The organism is Streptomyces krungchingensis, from assembly GCF_054729265.1.
Genome location: NZ_JBPUKY010000001.1, coordinates 6,190,494 through 6,206,908, shown reverse-complemented (window position 1 = coordinate 6,206,908; position 16,415 = coordinate 6,190,494). Strand labels below are relative to the sequence as shown.

Below are 16,415 nucleotides of genomic sequence, written 5' to 3'. Positions count from 1 at the left end.
GGGCCGGGTACGGCGTCCACGGCACCCGTCCGCCCGCTCGGGACGAGGTGTTCGAACACGCGACGACGCACGACGGAAGCCGGCCGCCCACGCATACGAAGAAACCCCCTCCGAACTGCGTTTCCGCAGTTCGGAGGGGGTTTACCTTCATGTGGCGGCGCCAGGATTCGAACCTGGGAAGGCTGAGCCGGCAGATTTACAGTCTGCTCCCTTTGGCCGCTCGGGCACACCGCCGGGTTTGCTGCTGTGAGCTCCGCTTTTCGGCGGTGCTCCCTGGCAACGACGTAAACGATACCTGATGCTCGGGGATGCTTCGCCACCCAATTGATCGACGCTCGGAGGGAGGGGGGTGGCTAGGCTTATGCGGATGCGGCCGGGGACCGACGCCGGGCTCGACGGCCGCCCCTACGCACCCCGATACAAGGAGCCACAGGACATGGCCGACTCCAGTTTCGACATCGTCTCGAAGGTCGAGCGGCAGGAGGTCGACAACGCCCTCAACCAGGCCGCCAAGGAGATCTCGCAGCGCTACGACTTCAAGAACGTCGGCGCCTCCATCTCGTGGTCCGGCGAGAAGATCCTGATGGAGGCGAACTCCGAGGAGCGGGTGAAGGCCATCCTCGATGTGTTCGAGACCAAGCTGATCAAGCGGGGCATCTCGCTGAAGGCGCTGGACGCCGGTGAGCCGCAGCTCTCCGGCAAGGAGTACAAGATCTTCGCCTCCATCGAGGAGGGCATCTCCCAGGAGAACGCCAAGAAGGTGGCGAAGATCATTCGCGACGAGGGCCCCAAGGGCGTGAAGGCCCAGGTCCAGGGCGACGAGCTGCGTGTCAGCTCGAAGAGCCGTGACGACCTGCAGGCCGTTCAGGCCCTCCTCAAGGGCAAGGACTTCGACTTCGCACTGCAGTTCGTGAACTACCGGTAGCAGTCGCCGGCCGGCGGCGGTGGCCTGCGCCAACCGGTCCCGTCGGCCGGTCCGTTGCGGCTACGGCTACGGCTACGGCTACGGCTACGAGGAAGGGTGGGCACCAAGGGTGCCCACCCTTCTCGCCTGCTGGCCGCGGTCTCGGGGTGGGTGCTCAGCGGCGCGCGTCGTCAGCGTCGTGAGTCGCCGAACAGGATGCGGTAGAGGACCAGTAGCACCAGCGAGCCGCCGATCGCCGCCGCCCAGGTGGCTCCGTCGTAGAAGTGCTTGGTGATGGGGTGGTCGAGCCAGCGGGCCGAGATCCAGCCGCCGATGAACGCGCCGGCGATGCCGATGACGGTCGTCCCGACGAAGCCGCCCGGGTCGCGACCCGGCAGGAGGAACTTGGCGATGGCGCCGGCCAGCAGCCCCAGAATGATCCATCCGATGATGCCCATGTCCTGAACCTGCCCTTCCGCGCTGTGTCCACGCTGTCCCGGACCTGTGATTCCGGTCGGGCCGGGATGTGCCGTCGCTTTTCGTCTCCGGCGCGGACTGCGCGTGTGTCGGTGCTGTCGTGCGGTGCCGTTCTTCGATGGCGCCTCGGTGAACAAGACGTCACCGCGGCTCCGCTCGGTTGCGTTGATCAGTAAGGTGCGGCGCATGACTCCGTCCGGTTCCGAACTTCGGCGCACTCTGGGCGTCGGCGACGCCGTGGTCATCGGGCTGGGCTCCATGGTCGGCGCCGGGATCTTCGCCGCGCTGGGACCCGCGGCCCGGGCGGCCGGGACCGGGCTCCTGCTCGGGCTCGCGGTGGCCGCCGTGGTGGCCTACTGCAACGCGATGTCCTCGGCGCGCCTCGCCGCCCTGTACCCCGCCTCTGGCGGCACGTACGTCTACGGACGCGAGCGGCTCGGTGCCTTCTGGGGGTATCTGGCGGGCTGGTCGTTCGTCGTGGGCAAGACGGCCTCCTGTGCGGCGATGGCGCTCACCGTGGGGGCGTACGTCTGGCCGGAGCAGGCGCACGCGGTGGCGGTCGCGGCCGTGGTGGCGCTGACCGCGGTGAACTACGGGGGCGTACAGAAGTCGGCCTGGCTGACGCGGGTGATCGTGGCGGTGGTGCTGGCGGTCCTCGCTTCCGTGGTGGTCGTCTGTCTGGGCTCGGGCGCCTCGGACGCCGGGCGGCTGGACGTCGGTGTCTCGACCGGAGCGGGCGGGGTGCTCCAGGCGGCCGGGCTGCTCTTCTTCGCGTTCGCCGGGTACGCGCGGATCGCGACCCTCGGCGAGGAGGTGCGGGATCCTGCGCGCACCATCCCGCGGGCGATTCCGCTGGCGCTGGGGATCGCGCTGGTGGTGTACGTGATGGTGGCGGTGGCCGTCCTTTCCGTGCTGGGGCCGGCCGGGCTCGGCCGTGCTTCGGCGCCGCTCGCCGACGCGGTCCGCGCGGCCGGTGCGCCCGGGTTCGTGCCGGTGGTGCGGGTGGGGGCCGCCGTGGCGGCGCTGGGTTCGCTGCTCGCCCTGATCCTGGGGGTGTCGCGGACGACGCTGGCGATGGCCCGCGACCGTCATCTGCCGGGTGCTCTGGCCGCCGTGCATCCACGCTTCCAGGTGCCGCACCGGGCGGAACTGGCCGTGGGCGCGGTGGTGGCCGCGCTGGCCGCGACGGTGGACGTGCGGGGCGCGATCGGGTTCTCCTCCTTCGGTGTGCTGGCCTACTACGCGGTGGCCAATGCGTCCGCGTGGACGCTGAGTTCGGCCTCTTTGCAGCGGGTCGTGCCCGTGGTGGGTGTGATCGGGTGTGCGACGCTCGCGTTCGCCCTGCCCGCGGTGTCGGTGGTGGTGGGCGCGGCCGTGGTGGGGGCGGGCGCGCTGGCGTACGGCGTGCGGCGGTGGGTGGCGTCGCGGTCGTCGTGACGGCGGCATGCGGTCGACTTGGCAGCGGCCCACGATCTGACGGCAGCGGGCAGCGTCCCGGTGTCGTGACGGCGACCCGCGGTCGTACGGCAGCGGGCCATGTCGCGGTGGTCGTGACGGCGGCCCCGCAACCGGACGGCGCGGGCGACATCCCGTGGTCGTGACGGCGACCCGTGATCGGGGGTCGGCGCAGGGGGCTGGTCCGGCGGCGTAGGGCCTCGGTATCGCGGGCTAGGAGGCCTGGGCCGTCGTGGTGCGTATGCGGAAGTCGGGCCAAAGGGCCAGGTCCGCGCCGTCGTTGGCCTCCTCGTACCAGCCCGTGCCGTCGAGCCAGGTGCGCAGCCAGGTCGTGAGGTCGGGTGAGTCGACGAACCAGGCTTCCTCGGCCGTGTCGCCGTTCGGCTCGAAGAGCAGGACCGGGCCTCTGGGGTCATGGCAGTCCACGCACGCGTACATGCCGCAGCCCCAGTGGGATATCGGCAGGATTCCCTCCGGCCAGGGCCAGTCGGGGTCCTTGCGGGCGCTCTTGCGGTTGGCGAGGTACTGCGGGACGGCTGCCGGTTCGCCCGACGGAGGGCCGTCGAGCAGGGGCAGCAGGCCGTAGCACGGGCCGAACCCGCCGTCTCCTATACGCAGGTAGAGCGCGGCGAGCAGGGGCGGCAGCGGGAAGCCCAGGGTGGCCTCGGCGCGGGCGACCGCGGCCCGGTCCACGGGGGCGGGGAGCGAAGGCCAGCCCCACGGCCGGGTGGTGCGGGCCTCGGTGGAGACCCGAGCCAGCAACTGCTCGATTTCGGTCATGAGTTCATGATGCAGCGCGCCACCGACAATCGGGCAGCCTGTGGACAACCCTCAGACGGTCCGGACGTCGACGGCTCTTCCGGCGAGGTGGGCGAGGAGTTCTTCGAAGTCGGGCGGGCGTCGGCCGGGGTGCGGGGTGGCGTCCCGATGGCCGCGGGCGGCGCCGAGGCGGGCTCGGGCGACGTCCGCGTCGTGCCAGACGAGTGTGAACGGCCAGGCGGCGCCCCAGCCGCCGCGCAGGCATTCGTCGAGGGTGCCGAGGTCCCGCCCGAAGTAGCCGGCGGGGCCGTTCACGGCTTCGCCGAGCGCGCAGAAGAAGCCGTGCTCGTCGGTGACGTGGCGGCCGTCGAGGTGATGGGTGGTCCCGGCGGGTGTGTCCGGCTGCCCGACGGTGCGGTTCACCGCGGCGGTGCTGAGCCAGAAGGCGCGGGCCTCGGGCCCGCAGCGGGCCCAGGCGTTGGCTGTCGCCGGGCGGCCCTGCCACCACAGGTCCCAGACCTCGGACGCCGCGCTCGGCGGTCGCTCCGACCACGGGTCGAGAGTGAGGTCCACGAGGCCGGGGCCGTGTGCGGAGGGCATCCATGCGGTGAGTTCGCCCTCGACGGCGGTCTGGACGGTGCGGCCGTGCACGTCGAGGCGCAGCAGGTTCGCGTGGCCCAGGTCTTCCTCGCCCGCGTTCAGAGCCCTTTGAAGGGCTCCCTGAGGAGTGCAGCCGAGCAGCCGCAGAGGCGGCTCCGGCGGTTCGGGCCGCCGTCCGTAAGGGAGTTCGTCGGGTGACGCGCCGTCGTGCGGTTCTCGCACCTCGTGTGTGGGCGGGGGCGGGGCGTCGAACAGGCCCTCGCAGTCGGCGCACCGGGCCCAGGTCTCCTCCTGGGCGTCCGTGCCGCCGAGTGCGGCCGCCGCGTCGTACGACTGCAGCAGGTACCTCGGCGGCCCCTCCCCCACGCCCATGCGCTAGCGCGACGCGAACGGCTGATCCGTGCGCACGATTTCGCGTCCCAGGGGGAGCAGCGAGACCGGGATGAGCTTGAAGTTGGCGATGCCGAACGGGATGCCGATGATCGTGATGCACAGCAGCACACCCGTGACGATGTGGGCCAGGGCGAGCCACCAGCCCGCCAGGACCAGCCACAGGACGTTGCCGATGCAGGAGGGGGCACCCGCGTCGCGGCGCTCCACCGTCGTATAGCCGAACGGCCACAGCGCGTAGATGCCGATGCGGAAGGCCGCTATGCCGAACGGGATGCCGATGATCGTGATGCACAGGATCACCCCCGCGGCCAGGTAGCCGAGGAACAGCCAGAAGCCGCTGAGGACGAGCCAAATGACGTTCAGGATTGTCTTCACTGCTGGCGACCTGCCATCTGCTCGAGACGGGCGATGCGCTCCGCCATCGGCGGGTGCGTGGAGAACATCTTCGACATTCCCTGGCCCGGACGGAAGGGGTTGGCGATCATCATGTGGCTGGCGGTCTCGATCCGCGGCTCCGGGGGCAGCGGCAACTGCTTGGTGCCCGCGTCGAGCTTGCGCAGCGCGCTCGCGAGGGCGAGGGGGTCACCGGTGATGTGGGCGCCGGAGGCGTCGGCCTCGTACTCCCTGGAGCGGCTGATGGCGAGCTGGATGAGGGACGCCGCGAGCGGGCCGAGGATCATGATCAGCAGCAGGCCGAGGATGCCCGGGCCGTCGTCGTCGTTGGACCGGCCGATCGGGATGAGCCAGGCGAAGTTGACCAGGAACATGATCACGGACGCGAGGGCGCCGGCGACGGACGAGATCAGGATGTCGCGGTTGTAGACATGGCTGAGTTCGTGGCCGATGACTCCGCGCAGCTCGCGCTCGTCCAGGATGCGCAGGATGCCTTCCGTGCAGCACACCGCGGCGTTGCGCGGGTTGCGGCCGGTCGCAAAGGCGTTCGGTGCGTCCGTCGGGGAGATGTACAGGCGCGGCATGGGCTGGCGGGCCTGGGTGGAGAGCTCGCGGACGATGCGGTACAGCGCCGGGGCCTCGAATTCGCTGACCGGGCGGGCGCGCATCGCGCGTAGAGCCAGTTTGTCGCTGTTCCAGTACGCGTACGCGTTCGTGCCGATGGCGACGAACAGCGCGACGACGAGACCGGTACGCCCGAAGAAACTGCCGATGACGATGATGAGTGCGGACAGTCCCCCGAGGAGTACGGCGGTCCTGAGCCCGTTGTGCCGGCGGTGCACGGTACGCCCTCCAAGTGGTGCGGCAGGGGAACCCATTGCTTGCTGATGCTGCTTCCACTCTTCAGTGGACCCTCCCGTACTGGTCAACGCCAGACGGGGAGCACTAGTTCCCTTGTGCGCGCACCGGCGCGCGTGGGCCGTCCGGGTGATGGCGGACGGCGGCCACGCGCGCGTGGGTGCGGTGCGAGCTGCCCGTGCCCGCGGCCGTGCGGGTCAGAAGAGTCCGGTCGCGGAGAACCTCAGGACCAGCTGGGGCGCACCGGACAGCGCGATGCCGAGTACGGCCGTCAGGGCGAGCGCGGCCGTGAGCGGGGCCGGTACACGATGCTTGACCGGCTCGCCTTCGGGGGCGCGGAAGAGCAGCGTCGTCCACTGGAGGTAGTAGAAGAGCGCGATCACGACGTTGACGGCCATGACCACGGCCAGCCAGCCGAGCCCGGCGTCGACGGCCGCCGAGAACACGGTGACCTTGGCGAAGAGGCCGATGATGCCCGGGGGCAGTCCCGCGAGGCAGAGCAGGAAGAAGCCCAGGAGCAGCGCCGACAGGGGGCTCTGCGCGTACAGGCCCCGGTAGTCGCTGACGCGGTTCAGGCGGCTTCTGCGGCCGACGACGGCGGCCACGGCGAAGGCGCCCAGGTTCACTGCGGCGTACATGAGGGCGTAGGCCACGGTGGAGCCGATGGCCTTCTCGGCGTCCTTGGAGTAGGCGGCGGCCGCGATCGGCACCAGGAGGTAGCCGGCCTGGCCGACCGAGGACCAGGCGAGCAGGCGTACCGCGCTGTACGCGCGCGTGGCCTGCTGCCGCAGGGCTCCGACGTTGCCCACCGTCATGGTGAGGGCGGCGAGTGCGGCCAGGGCCGGGCCCCAGACGTCCGCGTAGGACGGGAAGGCGACGACGGTGACGAGGATCAGTCCGGAGAAGCCGACCGCCTTGCCGACGACCGAGAGGTAGGCGGCGATCGGCAGGGGCGCTCCCACGTAGGTGTCGGGCACCCAGAAGTGGAAGGGCACGGCCGCCGTCTTGAAGGCGAAGCCGACGAGGGTGAGGACGACGCCGGTCTGGGCGAGGGTGTCGAACTGTCCGTCGACTTTCTGGATCTTGTCCGCGATCCGGGTGAGGTAGAGGGTGCCGGTCGTCGCGTAGACGAAGCTGATGCCCATGAGGCTCACGGCGGTCGCGGTGACCGAGGACAGGAAGAACTTCAGGGCCGCCTCGGAGGACTTCCTGTCGCCGTACTTGATGCCGACGAGCGCGAAGGCGGGCAGCGAGGCGACCTCCAGGGCGACGATGAGGGTCGCGAGGTCGCGGGAGGCGGGCAGCAGGGCGGCACCGGCGGCCGAGGAGAGCAGCAGGAACCAGTACTCCCCCTCGGGGAGTTCCCGGTCGGCGTCCTTGATGGCCGTGACCGACAGCAGGGCGGCCAGGAGCGCGCCGCCGAGGACGAGGAACTGGATGACGAGGGTGAACCGGTCCGCCGTGTAGCTGCAGACACCGGCGTCGCCGGTCAGGCAGAAGGTGGCGCGGTCGCCGCCCCGCAGGGGCAGCAGCATCAGCGCGGACGCGGCGAGGCCCGCCACCGACACCCAGCCGAGGACGGCTTTCCTGGCGTCGCCGATGAACAGGTCGGCGACGAGCACGACGAGTCCGACGACCGCGGCGAGGGTGGGCGGCGCGATGGCGAGCCAGTCGACGGACTGGACCAGGGAGCTCATCGGGTGCCTCCTGCGAGGAGCTGCTGGACGGCCGGGTCGGTGAGGCCGAGGAGGGCCCTGGGCCACAGGCCGGCGACGACGGTGAGGGCGACGAGCGGCGTCCAGGCGGCGAACTCGTAGCTCTGGACGTCGGCGAGCTTCGGGCTGCCCGGCTGCGGGGTGGCGCCCATGCAGACGCGGCGTACGACGACCAGCATGTACGCGGCGGTGAGCAGGGTGCCGAACGCGGCGATCGCCATGAAGGTCAGATACGTGGGACGGCTGAGGTCGTCGGCGGGATCGAACGCGCCGAACAGCGCCAGCATCTCGCCCCAGAACCCGGCGAGGCCCGGCAGTCCGAGCGAGGCGACGGCGGCGAAGGCGAGGAGCCCGCCGAGGCGGGGCGCCTTGCCGTAGAGCGCGGCGCCGGTCTCCTCGGCGAGGGTGTCGAGGTCGGTGGTGCCCGTGCGGTCCTTCAGCGCCCCGACGAGGAAGAAGAGGAGCCCGGTGATGAGGCCGTGCGCGATGTTGGCGAACAGCGCGCCGTTCACGCCGGTCGGGGTCATGGTCGCGATGCCGAGCAGCACGAAGCCCATGTGACCGACGGACGAGTACGCGATGAGCCGCTTGAGGTCGCCCTTCGCGCCCTGTCTGGCGAGGGCCAGGCAGGCCAGCGATCCGTAGATGATCCCGACCACGGCGAAGGCCGCGAGGTACGGGGCGAAGGTGTGCATGCCGTCCGGCGTGATCGGCAGCAGGATCCGGACGAATCCGTACGTACCCATCTTGAGCAGGACACCGGCCAGCAGGACCGAGCCGACGGTCGGCGCGGCGGTGTGCGCGTCCGGCAGCCAGCTGTGCAGCGGCCACATCGGCGTCTTGACCGCGAGCCCGATCCCGACCGCCAGAACGGCGACGACCTGCACAGATGTGGTCAGCGACCGGCCGTTGTCAGTGGCGAGTGCCACCATGTCGAATGTGCCCGCCTTGATCCCGATCAGGAGCAGGCCCAGCAGCATGACGACCGAACCGAGCAGCGTGTAGAGGATGAACTTCCAGGCCGCGGCCTGGCGCTCCGCACCGCCCCAGCGGGCGATGAGGAAGTACATCGGGATGAGCACCGTCTCGAAGGCGAGGAAGAACAGCAGCAGGTCGAGGACGGCGAAGGTCGCGAGGGTGCCGGACTCGAGGACGAGCAGCAGCGCGACGAAGGCCTTCGGGGTCGGGCCCGCGGGCATCTTGAAGTAGCTGTACAGCGCGCACAGGAAGGTCAGCAGCGCGGTCAGGACCAGAAGGGGGAGGGAAATGCCGTCGACACCGAGGTGGATGCGCACGTCGAGTGCGGGGATCCAGCTGATGTCCGTCGTGGCCTGCATCTTCGACGGCTGGTCGTGGTCGAAGCCGAGCGCGAGGACGATCGCCGCGATGAGCACGGCGCCGGTGACGGTCACCCCGTGCCGCAGCACGGCCTGGTCGGGCGACTTCCCCTTCAGCCCGGGCGGGGCGGGCAGAAGAGCCGCCGCGGCCCCGATGAGCGGGCCGACGACGATGAACGCGAGAAGGATCTGCATCACGGATTCACTGATATCGATCACGCCTGCTCACGCTCCCGTGGCGACGAGGAGGGCGGCGACCACCAGGACGACGGTGCCGGCGAGCAGCGCGCTCACATAGGTCTGCACATTGCCGGTCTGGGCGCGGCGTACGGCCGCGCCGAGCCAGCGGGGTAGGGCCGCCGCACCGCGTACGTAGGTGTCGACGACCTCGCGGTCGAGGAACCGGACGAGCGAGGCCCCGGCCCGGACCGGCCGGACGAAGAGCGCCGAGTACACGGCGTCGAGGTGGAAGCCGACGGCCGCGTGGCGGTGCAGCGGGCCGAGCAGCAGCCGGCCCGGGTCCGCCGGGTCGGGCGCGTAGGCCACGTCACCGAACGCGGACGCGTGCAGTGCGATGGCCTCGGCCTCGACCGTCCCCGCGTCGGCGTCCGGGTGGGCCACCACGGCACCGAGGGGCACGCGCGCCGCCATCGCGGTGGTGTGCCGCCAGGCGCCGTAGGTGACCAGTCCGCCGACCAGGGCGAGTCCTGTTCCGAGGACGGAGGTGGTGAGGACCGGTGTCAGATCGCGGCCGTCGAACCAGTCGGGCAGCGTGCCGTACGCCAGACCGAAGACGAGCGACGGGACGGCGAGCACCCACAGCACGGCGGTCATGCTGAGCGGCTGCCTGCCGTGGTCGGGGACCTCGGCGCCCTGACCGCGGAATGCCAGCAGCCACAGCCGGGTGGCGTACGCGGCGGTGAGCACGGCGGTGATCAGCCCGGAGACGAGGACGATCCAGCCCGCGGCACCGGGGGCGTGCTCGGTGTGACCGGTGGCGACGTGCTCGGCGGCGCCGAGGACGGCCTCCTTGGAGAAGAAGCCGCTGAACGGCGGGATCGCGGCGAGCGCGAGCAGCGCCACGGTCATCGTCCAGTAGGCGTCCGGGACGCGGTCGCGCAGGCCCTTCATGCGGGACATGACGGCCAGCGAGTTGGTGCCGGAGGCGTGGATGATCACGCCGGCGGCGAGGAACAGCAGGGCCTTGAAGGCGCCGTGCGCCATGAGGTGGAAGACGGCGGCGTCACGGTCGCCGACGGCGAGGGCGCCGGTCATGTAGCCGAGCTGGCCGATCGTCGAGTAGGCGAGGACGCGTTTGATGTCGTCCTGGGCGAGCGCGGCGAGCGCCGAACCGGCCATCGTGACGGCGGCCATGACGGCGAGGACGACCATCGCGGCCGCGGAGGCCTGAAAGACGGGAAGGAGCCGGGCGATGAAGTAGACACCGGCGGCGACCATCGTCGCGGCGTGGATGAGCGCGGAGACGGGCGTGGGGCCCGCCATCGCGTCGGGAAGCCAGGTGTGCAGCGGGAACTGCGCCGACTTGCCGGCCACACCGGCGAGGAGCAGCAGGGCGACCAGCGTCGGATGGTGCAGTCCGCCGCTCGCGACGGTGCCGAGGACCGTGGTGATGCGGAAGGACCCGGCGTCGGTGGCGAGGGCGAACAGGCCGATGAGGAAGGGGACGTCGCCGAGCTTGGTGACCAGGAAGGCCTTGATGGAGGCGGCTCGGGCCTCGGGGGTCTCCCAGTAGTGGCCGACCAGGAAGTAGGAGCAGATGCCCATGATCTCCCAGCCGACCAGCAGCACCATCAGGTCGCCGGAGTAGACGACGAGCAGCATCGCGGAGGTGAACAGGGAGACGAGAGCGGCGTACGAGGGGTAGCGCGGGTCGTCGCGCAGGTAGCCCGTCGAGTAGATCTGCACGCAGGAGGCGACGACGCCGACGAGTACGGCGACGAGGGCGGCGAAGCCGTCGATGTGCAGGGCGAGTTCGATGGGGACGGAGCCGGTCGGGGTGAGCTCGGTGTGCGAGTCGATGGCCGGACCGCCGCCTTGACGGACGGCGACGAGGACGGCGAGGACGAGCGAGGTGAGGGACGGCAGGACCGCGAGGGGACGCACGTAGCCGGGGGCCGTGCGGCCGAGGAGCAGTCCGGCCGCGGCGCCCAGGAACGGAAGGAGGGGGACGAGGACGGCGAGGGTGGTGGTGGTCACGCGGTGGCCTCAGCCTTCTCGTCTGCCGTGACGGTGGCCTCGTCGGGGCCGTGCGGCTCGGCGCTGTCGCGGAGCTTGTCGATGTCCGAGGTGCCGCGGCCCCGGTACACGGCGAGGACGATCGCCAGACCGATGCCGATCTCGGCGGCCGCGATGGCGATGGTGAACAGGGTCAGGGCCTGGCCGGAGTGCAGGGTGTCCCGCGCGGCCCTGGAGAGCCAGACGTCGAAGGCGACGAGGTTCAGGTTGACGGCGTTGAGCATCAGCTCGACGGACATCAGGACCAGGATCGCGTTGCGGCGCGCGAGGACTCCGTACAGGCCCGTGCAGAACAGGAGGGCGGAGAGCACGGCGGGATAGGCGAGGTGCATCAGCGGGTCCCTTCCTTGTCGCTCCGGCCGTTCGGGGCGTTCCGCGCGCCGGGGACGGTCCGGGCGCTCGGGGTGGGCGCCGCGTCCGCCTTCGCCTTGCGGGACAGGACGATCGCGCCGACCAGGGCGGCGAGCAGGAGCACGGAGAGCGCTTCGAAGGGAAGGACCCAGCTCTGGAAGAGGCTCGCGCCGGTCACCTCGGTTGATCCGGCGGGGGCGCCGTCCAGGTCGACCCAGGTCGTGCGGAACGCGTCGACGACGACCCAGACCAGGGCTGCCGCCGCGGCGACGGCCACGGTCAGCGCGGCCCAGCGGTTGCCGGAGTCGGCGTCCGGCGAGCGGCCGATGGGCGCCTTGGTGAGCATCAGTCCGAACAGCAGGAGGACGACGACGGAACCAACGTAGATGAGGACCTGCACCCAGGCGATGAACTCGGCGGTGAGCAGGAGGTACTCGACGGCGAGACCGCCGAGCGTCACCACGAGCCACAGCGCGGCGTGCACCAGCTGCTTGGTGGTGACGGTGACGAGTGCGGCGCCGAAGGTGACGAGGCCGACGAGGAGGAAGGCGATCTCGACGCCGGTCGGGGAGAGGAAGCCGTGGCTCTGGGCGGCCGCGGTGGTGGCCCGCGCCGTCGCGGCCGTGGCTGCTGCGAGGCTCACGACTCACCGTCCTGCTGCGCGGGGCGTTCGGGGGTGTCCGCGGCCGGAGGCTCGGCCGGGGCGGGGGCCGCGGTCTCGGCCTGCGCGGCGGCCTCCTCGGCGGCGAGCTTGTCGGCGGCCTTGCGGGCGGCGGCGATCTCCTTCGGCTCCTCCGCGCTCGGGTCGAGGGCGGGCGGGGCCGGGACGGTCCACATCCACTCGCGGAGCTTGTCGCGCTCGTGGGTGAGTTCGTGGATGTCGGTCTCCGCGTACTCGAACTCCGGGGACCAGAACAGCGCGTCGAAAGGACAGACCTCGATGCAGATACCGCAGTACATGCACAGGGAGAAGTCGATGGCGAAGCGGTCGAGGACGTTGCGGCTGCGCTCACGGCCGCCGGGGGCCGCGGGCGGGACCGTCTCCTTGTGGGAGTCGATGTAGATGCACCAGTCGGGGCACTCTCGGGCGCACAGCATGCAGACCGTGCAGTTCTCCTCGAAGAGGCCGATGACGCCGCGGGTGCGGGGCGGGAGTTCGGGCTGGGCGTCCGGGTACTGCGCGGTGACGGTCTTCTTCGTCATCGTGCGGAGGGTGACGGCCAGCCCCTTGGCGAGGCCGGAGCCGGGGATCGACAGGCGGGACATGGTTAGGAGATCACCACCTTGACGATGCCGGTGAGGGCGATCTGGGAGAGGGAGAGGGGCACGAGGAGGGTCCAGGAGAACTTCTGCAGCTGGTCCTCGCGCATGCGGGGGTAGGTGACGCGCAGCCAGATCACGACGAAGGCGAGCAGCGCGGTCTTCAGCAGGGTCCACACCCAGCCGAGGCCGTCCGCGCCCCAGGGGCCGTGCCAGCCGCCCAGGAACAGGACGGTGGTCAGCCCGCACAGGACGACGATCCCGGCGTACTCGGCGAGGAGGAAGAGGGCGAAACGCAGACCCGTGTACTCGGTGTACGCGCCGAAGATGATCTCGGAGTCGGCGACGGGCATGTCGAAGGGAGGGCGCTGGAGTTCGGCGAGGCCGGCCACGAAGAACACGATCGCGCCGACGATCTGCCAGGGCAGCCACCACCACTCGAAGGCGTCGACGATGCCCGGCAGGGAGACGGTGCCGGCGGCCATCGCGACGGAGGCGGCGGTCAGCAGCATCGGGAGTTCGTAGGCGAGGAGCTGCGCGGCGGTGCGGAGGCCGCCGAGGAGGGAGAACTTGTTGGCCGAGGCCCAGCCCGCCATGAGCGAGCCGAGGACTCCGACGCCCATCACGGCGAGCACGAAGAAGATGCCCGCGTCGACGGCCTCGCCGACCGCGCCCTCGCCCGGGCCGATGGGGATGGCGAGCAGGACGAGGAGGTACGGGAGGAGGGCGACGGCGGGGGCGAGCTGGAAGATGCGCCGGTCCGCTCCCGTCGGGACGACGTCCTCCTTCTGCGCGAACTTCACGCCGTCCGCGACCAGCTGGGCCCAGCCGTGGAAGCCACCCGCGTACATCGGGCCGAGGCGGCCCTGCATGTGGGCCATCACCTTGTGCTCGGTCTGACCGACGATCAGGGGGAAGGTCAGGAACACGACGAAGACGACGAGGAGTCGCAGGGCGACGTCGAGAGCGTCGTTCACTGCATGCCTCCGGAGGGGTCGTCGGGGTGGGGGTCGGTGCCGGTACCGGTGACGGTGTCAGTACCGGTACCGGGTGCGGCGCCGGGTGCCGTATCCGGTGCGGTCCGGGGTTTTGGGGCCGCGTCGGGCTCGGGGGCGGCCTCGGACGTCGGTTTCGCCTCGGGCTCGGGTGCCGTGTCGGGCTCGGGTGCCGTGTCGGGTTCCGGCGCCGCGTCGGGCTCGGGGGCGGCCTCGGACGCCGGTTTCGCCTCGGACGCCGGTTTCGCCTCGGGCTCGGGTGTGGTCTCGGGCTCGGGTGTCGGCGTGGGCCGGGGCGCCGCATCGGGCTCGCTGGCGTCGGCAGGAACTGGCGTCGGTGCCGGCTCGGGGGCGTTCGCGGGGCCCGGGGCCGGCTTCGACTCCGGCTCCGGCTCGGGCTCCGGCTTCGGTTTCCGTTCCGGTTCCTCGTCGAAGGCGGGGCGGGCGTGGTGCCACGGCGCGTCCGAGCTGCGCGACGCGGTGGGCCTCGCTGCCGCGGCGGGAGTCGTGGGCGAGGCGGTCGGCGCCGGCGCCTCGGGGGTGGCCGGTTCGGAGGCCGGCACTTCAGGGGTGGCCGGAGCCGTCGCCTCGGCGGAGGGCGCCGGCCCGGTGGCGTCCGGGGTTCCCGCGGCGTCCGGGGTTCCGGCGGCGCGCTGCGAGGCGGAGCCCTGGCTCGCGCTGCGGGCCCGGCGCGGCCCGGCAGGTGCGCTGGGCCGCTCAGAGGCATCCGGCTGCTCCGGAGCCGACGGCCGGTCCGGCGCGGGCGCCTCGTCCGAGGCGGGCGCCGGGGCTTCGGTGCGCTGTGAAGCGGAGCCCTGGCTCGCGCTGCGGGCCCGCCGGGGTGCGGCCGGCGTCTCCGCGTCGGCGGCGGCAGCGCCTGCGGCAGCCGCACCGGCTGCCGCGGCGGTCTGGCTCGCCGAGCCCTCTCCCGCGGTACGGGCCCTGCGTACGGGTCGGTCACCGGCGGCGCGGGCGGCACCCCGGGCCGGGCGGGCCGGGGCCGGCGGGAGCTGGCCCTTGAGGGGGCCCCACTCGTTGGGGTCGGGGACGCCGGGCGGAAGCATCTGGCGGCGCTTCGGACCACCGTGTTCCGACTCACCGGGCTCCTTCGCGCCGGGCCAGGCCTTGGCGACGCGGGCGGCCAGGACGAAGTCCTTGCGCAGGGGGTGGCCCTCGAAGCCCTCGGGCAGGAGGAGCGGGTCGAGTCCGGGGTGGCCCTCGAAGGTCACGCCGAACATCTCGTGGGTCTCGCGCTCGTGCCAGGAGGCACCCGCGTACACGGAGACGGCGGAGGGGAGGGTGGCGGCGGCGTGCGGCACGGTCGTACGGACCAGCAGGCGGCGCACCGGGGACAGCGCCACGACGTGTGCCGAGACGCGGAAGCCGGTGCCGGGTTCGTCGACGGCGCTCAGCCAGTCGAAGAAGGTGCAGCCCAGCGTGGTCCGGGCGGTCTCGAGGGCGGCGAGCCATGCGGTGGGGGGCACGTCGACCGTCAGGACGTCGTACGACTCGTCGGCCGTGGCCTCGGGGCCGAAGAGGTCCTCGATGGGGGCGGTGAGCCAGCCGGTCACTTGTCACCCTCCCCCGAGTTCGTGGCGGGCGGCTCCACCAGGCCGCTCTGGAGCGCGGCGGCGGACGGACGGTCCGCCGCAGAGCCGTAGCGCTCGCCGAGTGATTCGCGGGCGATCTTCTCCTGGAGCTTGAGGATGCCCTGGAGGAGCGCCTCGGGACGCGGCGGGCAGCCGGGGACGTAGACGTCGACCGGGATGATCTGGTCGACGCCCTTGGTGACGGAGTACGAGTCCCAGTAGGGGCCGCCGCAGTTGGAGCAGGCGCCGAAGGAGATGACGTACTTGGGTTCGGGCATCTGCTCGTACAGGCGCTTCACGGCCGGGGCCATCTTGTCCGTGACCGTGCCGGACACGACCATCAGGTCGGCCTGGCGGGGACCCGGCGCGAAGGGGATCACGCCGAGGCGGATGAAGTCGTGGCGGGCCATGGACGCGGCGATGAACTCGATCGCGCAGCAGGCGAGGCCGAAGTTGAAGACCCACAGCGAGTAGCGGCGCCCCCAGTTCAGGACGACCTTCATCGGCTCGGGCGCCAGGCGGGCGAGCGCGCCGAGCCGCTTGGGCTCGGGAAGCAGCACGGGCTCGGGGTTCGAGGGGGTCACGTCCATGCCAGGACGCCCTTCTTGTATGCGTACAGCAGGCCGACGGCGAGGAAGCCGAGGAAGATGAACATCTCGACGAGCGTCGCGGCGCCGTAGCCGGGCGCGGCGAAGACCGTCGCCCAGGGGAAGAGGAAGATCGAGTCGACGGCGAAGATGACGTAGAGGAAGGCGTAGACGTAGTAGCGGACCTGGGTGTGGGCCCAGCCCTCGCCGACAGGGTCGACACCGCACTCGTAGGTCAGGAGTTTCTCCGGGGTGGGGACCACGGGACGCAGCAGGCGTCCCGCCCCGAAGGCGACGGCGACGAAGAGCACGCCCACGACGGCGAGCAGTCCGACCACCGAGTAGGACTGGAAGTAGTCCGCCGCGACGACGGCCCCGGTCGCCGTGACTACGGTCGGTTCCGGCACGTCAGCCCCTCGCTCCCTGACCTTGTTGCGCCCCGTCGTGCGCCCGTCGCGCACTCTGCGATGCGCCTTGTTCGACGAT

At 71.5% G+C, this 16,415-nt stretch carries 17 protein-coding genes and 1 tRNA gene; 2 read left to right on the top strand and 16 right to left on the bottom strand.

Features of this window, described 5'->3' with window-relative positions; all coding sequences use genetic code 11:
• Positions 1-152: 152 nt before the first annotated feature.
• Positions 153-234 (bottom strand) — tRNA-Tyr (locus ACSYGO_RS27330).
• Between the two features lie 202 nt (positions 235-436).
• On the opposite strand from ACSYGO_RS27330, the gene ACSYGO_RS27325 reads away from it, so the two are divergent.
• Entirely contained in the window at positions 437-925 is a 489-nt protein-coding gene (locus ACSYGO_RS27325; RefSeq protein ID WP_028805132.1) for a YajQ family cyclic di-GMP-binding protein, read from the top strand.
• Positions 926-1,095: 170 nt separating this feature from the next.
• Here the strand turns inward: ACSYGO_RS27325 and ACSYGO_RS27320 are convergent, their stop codons facing one another.
• Positions 1,096-1,362 carry a GlsB/YeaQ/YmgE family stress response membrane protein gene (locus ACSYGO_RS27320; protein WP_028805133.1) on the bottom strand — a complete coding sequence of 89 codons (267 nt, stop codon included), beginning with the start codon at positions 1,360-1,362 and terminating at the stop codon, positions 1,096-1,098.
• A gap of 205 nt (positions 1,363-1,567) precedes the next feature.
• On the opposite strand from ACSYGO_RS27320, the gene ACSYGO_RS27315 reads away from it, so the two are divergent.
• On the top strand, positions 1,568-2,818 hold the full coding sequence (locus tag ACSYGO_RS27315) for an APC family permease (RefSeq protein WP_460387995.1): 1,251 nt from the start codon (positions 1,568-1,570) through the stop codon (positions 2,816-2,818).
• Positions 2,819-3,049: 231 nt separating this feature from the next.
• On the opposite strand, the gene ACSYGO_RS27310 is transcribed toward ACSYGO_RS27315, so the two are convergent.
• The 14 genes from ACSYGO_RS27310 to ACSYGO_RS27245 all read right to left on the bottom strand — a co-directional run bounded on the left by ACSYGO_RS27310 (position 3,050) and on the right by ACSYGO_RS27245 (position 16,336).
• On the bottom strand, positions 3,050-3,616 hold the full coding sequence (locus tag ACSYGO_RS27310; protein WP_460387993.1) for an SMI1/KNR4 family protein: 567 nt from the start codon (positions 3,614-3,616) through the stop codon (positions 3,050-3,052).
• A 51-nt stretch (positions 3,617-3,667) separates the two neighbouring features.
• The gene (locus ACSYGO_RS27305) at positions 3,668-4,561 is read right to left on the bottom strand and encodes a barstar family protein (protein WP_460387991.1); all 894 of its coding nucleotides are present in this window, start codon (positions 4,559-4,561) and stop codon (positions 3,668-3,670) included.
• A gap of 9 nt (positions 4,562-4,570) precedes the next feature.
• Positions 4,571-4,963, bottom strand: a complete 393-nt coding sequence (locus ACSYGO_RS27300) for a YccF domain-containing protein (RefSeq protein WP_028805136.1) — start codon at positions 4,961-4,963, stop codon at positions 4,571-4,573.
• The gene (gene htpX / locus ACSYGO_RS27295; RefSeq protein WP_432174906.1) at positions 4,960-5,823 is read right to left on the bottom strand and encodes a zinc metalloprotease HtpX; all 864 of its coding nucleotides are present in this window, start codon (positions 5,821-5,823) and stop codon (positions 4,960-4,962) included. Before htpX ends, ACSYGO_RS27300 begins: the two co-directional genes overlap by 4 nt.
• Before the next feature lie 213 nt (positions 5,824-6,036).
• Positions 6,037-7,536: an NADH-quinone oxidoreductase subunit N gene (locus ACSYGO_RS27290; RefSeq protein WP_432190260.1), complete on the bottom strand. Its 1,500-nt coding sequence runs from the start codon at positions 7,534-7,536 to the stop codon at positions 6,037-6,039.
• Positions 7,533-9,110 carry an NADH-quinone oxidoreductase subunit M gene (locus ACSYGO_RS27285; RefSeq protein ID WP_460387988.1) on the bottom strand — a complete coding sequence of 526 codons (1,578 nt, stop codon included), beginning with the start codon at positions 9,108-9,110 and terminating at the stop codon, positions 7,533-7,535. The genes ACSYGO_RS27290 and ACSYGO_RS27285 overlap by 4 nt, the downstream gene beginning before the upstream one ends.
• 6 nt (positions 9,111-9,116) lie before the next feature.
• Positions 9,117-11,108 (bottom strand): NADH-quinone oxidoreductase subunit 5 family protein, encoded by a 1,992-nt coding sequence (locus ACSYGO_RS27280; protein WP_460387987.1) that lies wholly within the window; start codon positions 11,106-11,108, stop codon positions 9,117-9,119.
• The gene (gene nuoK / locus ACSYGO_RS27275; protein ID WP_095936011.1) at positions 11,105-11,479 is read right to left on the bottom strand and encodes an NADH-quinone oxidoreductase subunit NuoK; all 375 of its coding nucleotides are present in this window, start codon (positions 11,477-11,479) and stop codon (positions 11,105-11,107) included. The genes ACSYGO_RS27280 and nuoK overlap by 4 nt, the downstream gene beginning before the upstream one ends.
• Positions 11,479-12,141 (bottom strand): NADH-quinone oxidoreductase subunit J family protein, encoded by a 663-nt coding sequence (locus ACSYGO_RS27270; RefSeq protein ID WP_426680591.1) that lies wholly within the window; start codon positions 12,139-12,141, stop codon positions 11,479-11,481. Before ACSYGO_RS27270 ends, nuoK begins: the two co-directional genes overlap by 1 nt.
• The gene (locus tag ACSYGO_RS27265; protein ID WP_426680590.1) at positions 12,138-12,764 is read right to left on the bottom strand and encodes a NuoI/complex I 23 kDa subunit family protein; all 627 of its coding nucleotides are present in this window, start codon (positions 12,762-12,764) and stop codon (positions 12,138-12,140) included. Before ACSYGO_RS27265 ends, ACSYGO_RS27270 begins: the two co-directional genes overlap by 4 nt.
• Before the next feature lie 2 nt (positions 12,765-12,766).
• Positions 12,767-13,735 carry a complex I subunit 1/NuoH family protein gene (locus ACSYGO_RS27260; RefSeq protein WP_426680589.1) on the bottom strand — a complete coding sequence of 323 codons (969 nt, stop codon included), beginning with the start codon at positions 13,733-13,735 and terminating at the stop codon, positions 12,767-12,769.
• Complete coding sequence (locus ACSYGO_RS27255) at positions 13,732-15,324, bottom strand: NADH-quinone oxidoreductase subunit C (protein WP_460387984.1); 1,593 nt, start codon at positions 15,322-15,324, stop codon at positions 13,732-13,734. Before ACSYGO_RS27255 ends, ACSYGO_RS27260 begins: the two co-directional genes overlap by 4 nt.
• Entirely contained in the window at positions 15,321-15,932 is a 612-nt protein-coding gene (locus ACSYGO_RS27250; protein WP_460387982.1) for an NADH-quinone oxidoreductase subunit B, read from the bottom strand. Before ACSYGO_RS27250 ends, ACSYGO_RS27255 begins: the two co-directional genes overlap by 4 nt.
• Positions 15,923-16,336, bottom strand: coding sequence for an NADH-quinone oxidoreductase subunit A (locus ACSYGO_RS27245; protein WP_028805147.1), 414 nt, complete (start codon positions 16,334-16,336; stop codon positions 15,923-15,925). Before ACSYGO_RS27245 ends, ACSYGO_RS27250 begins: the two co-directional genes overlap by 10 nt.
• Positions 16,337-16,415: the final 79 nt, after the last annotated feature.

Excerpts from the sequence above, each read along its gene's own strand:
- ACSYGO_RS27325 (WP_028805132.1), top strand. The coding sequence starts at position 437 with ATGGCCGACTCCAGTTTCGACATCGTCTCGAAGGTCGAGCGGCAGGAG.
- ACSYGO_RS27320 (WP_028805133.1), bottom strand. The coding sequence starts at position 1,362 with ATGGGCATCATCGGATGGATCATTCTGGGGCTGCTGGCCGGCGCCATC.
- ACSYGO_RS27315 (WP_460387995.1), top strand. The coding sequence starts at position 1,568 with ATGACTCCGTCCGGTTCCGAACTTCGGCGCACTCTGGGCGTCGGCGAC.
- ACSYGO_RS27310 (WP_460387993.1), bottom strand. The coding sequence starts at position 3,616 with ATGACCGAAATCGAGCAGTTGCTGGCTCGGGTCTCCACCGAGGCCCGC.
- ACSYGO_RS27290 (WP_432190260.1), bottom strand. The coding sequence starts at position 7,536 with ATGAGCTCCCTGGTCCAGTCCGTCGACTGGCTCGCCATCGCGCCGCCC.
- nuoK (WP_095936011.1), bottom strand. The coding sequence starts at position 11,479 with ATGCACCTCGCCTATCCCGCCGTGCTCTCCGCCCTCCTGTTCTGCACG.
- ACSYGO_RS27265 (WP_426680590.1), bottom strand. The coding sequence starts at position 12,764 with ATGTCCCGCCTGTCGATCCCCGGCTCCGGCCTCGCCAAGGGGCTGGCC.
- ACSYGO_RS27250 (WP_460387982.1), bottom strand. The coding sequence starts at position 15,932 with ATGGACGTGACCCCCTCGAACCCCGAGCCCGTGCTGCTTCCCGAGCCC.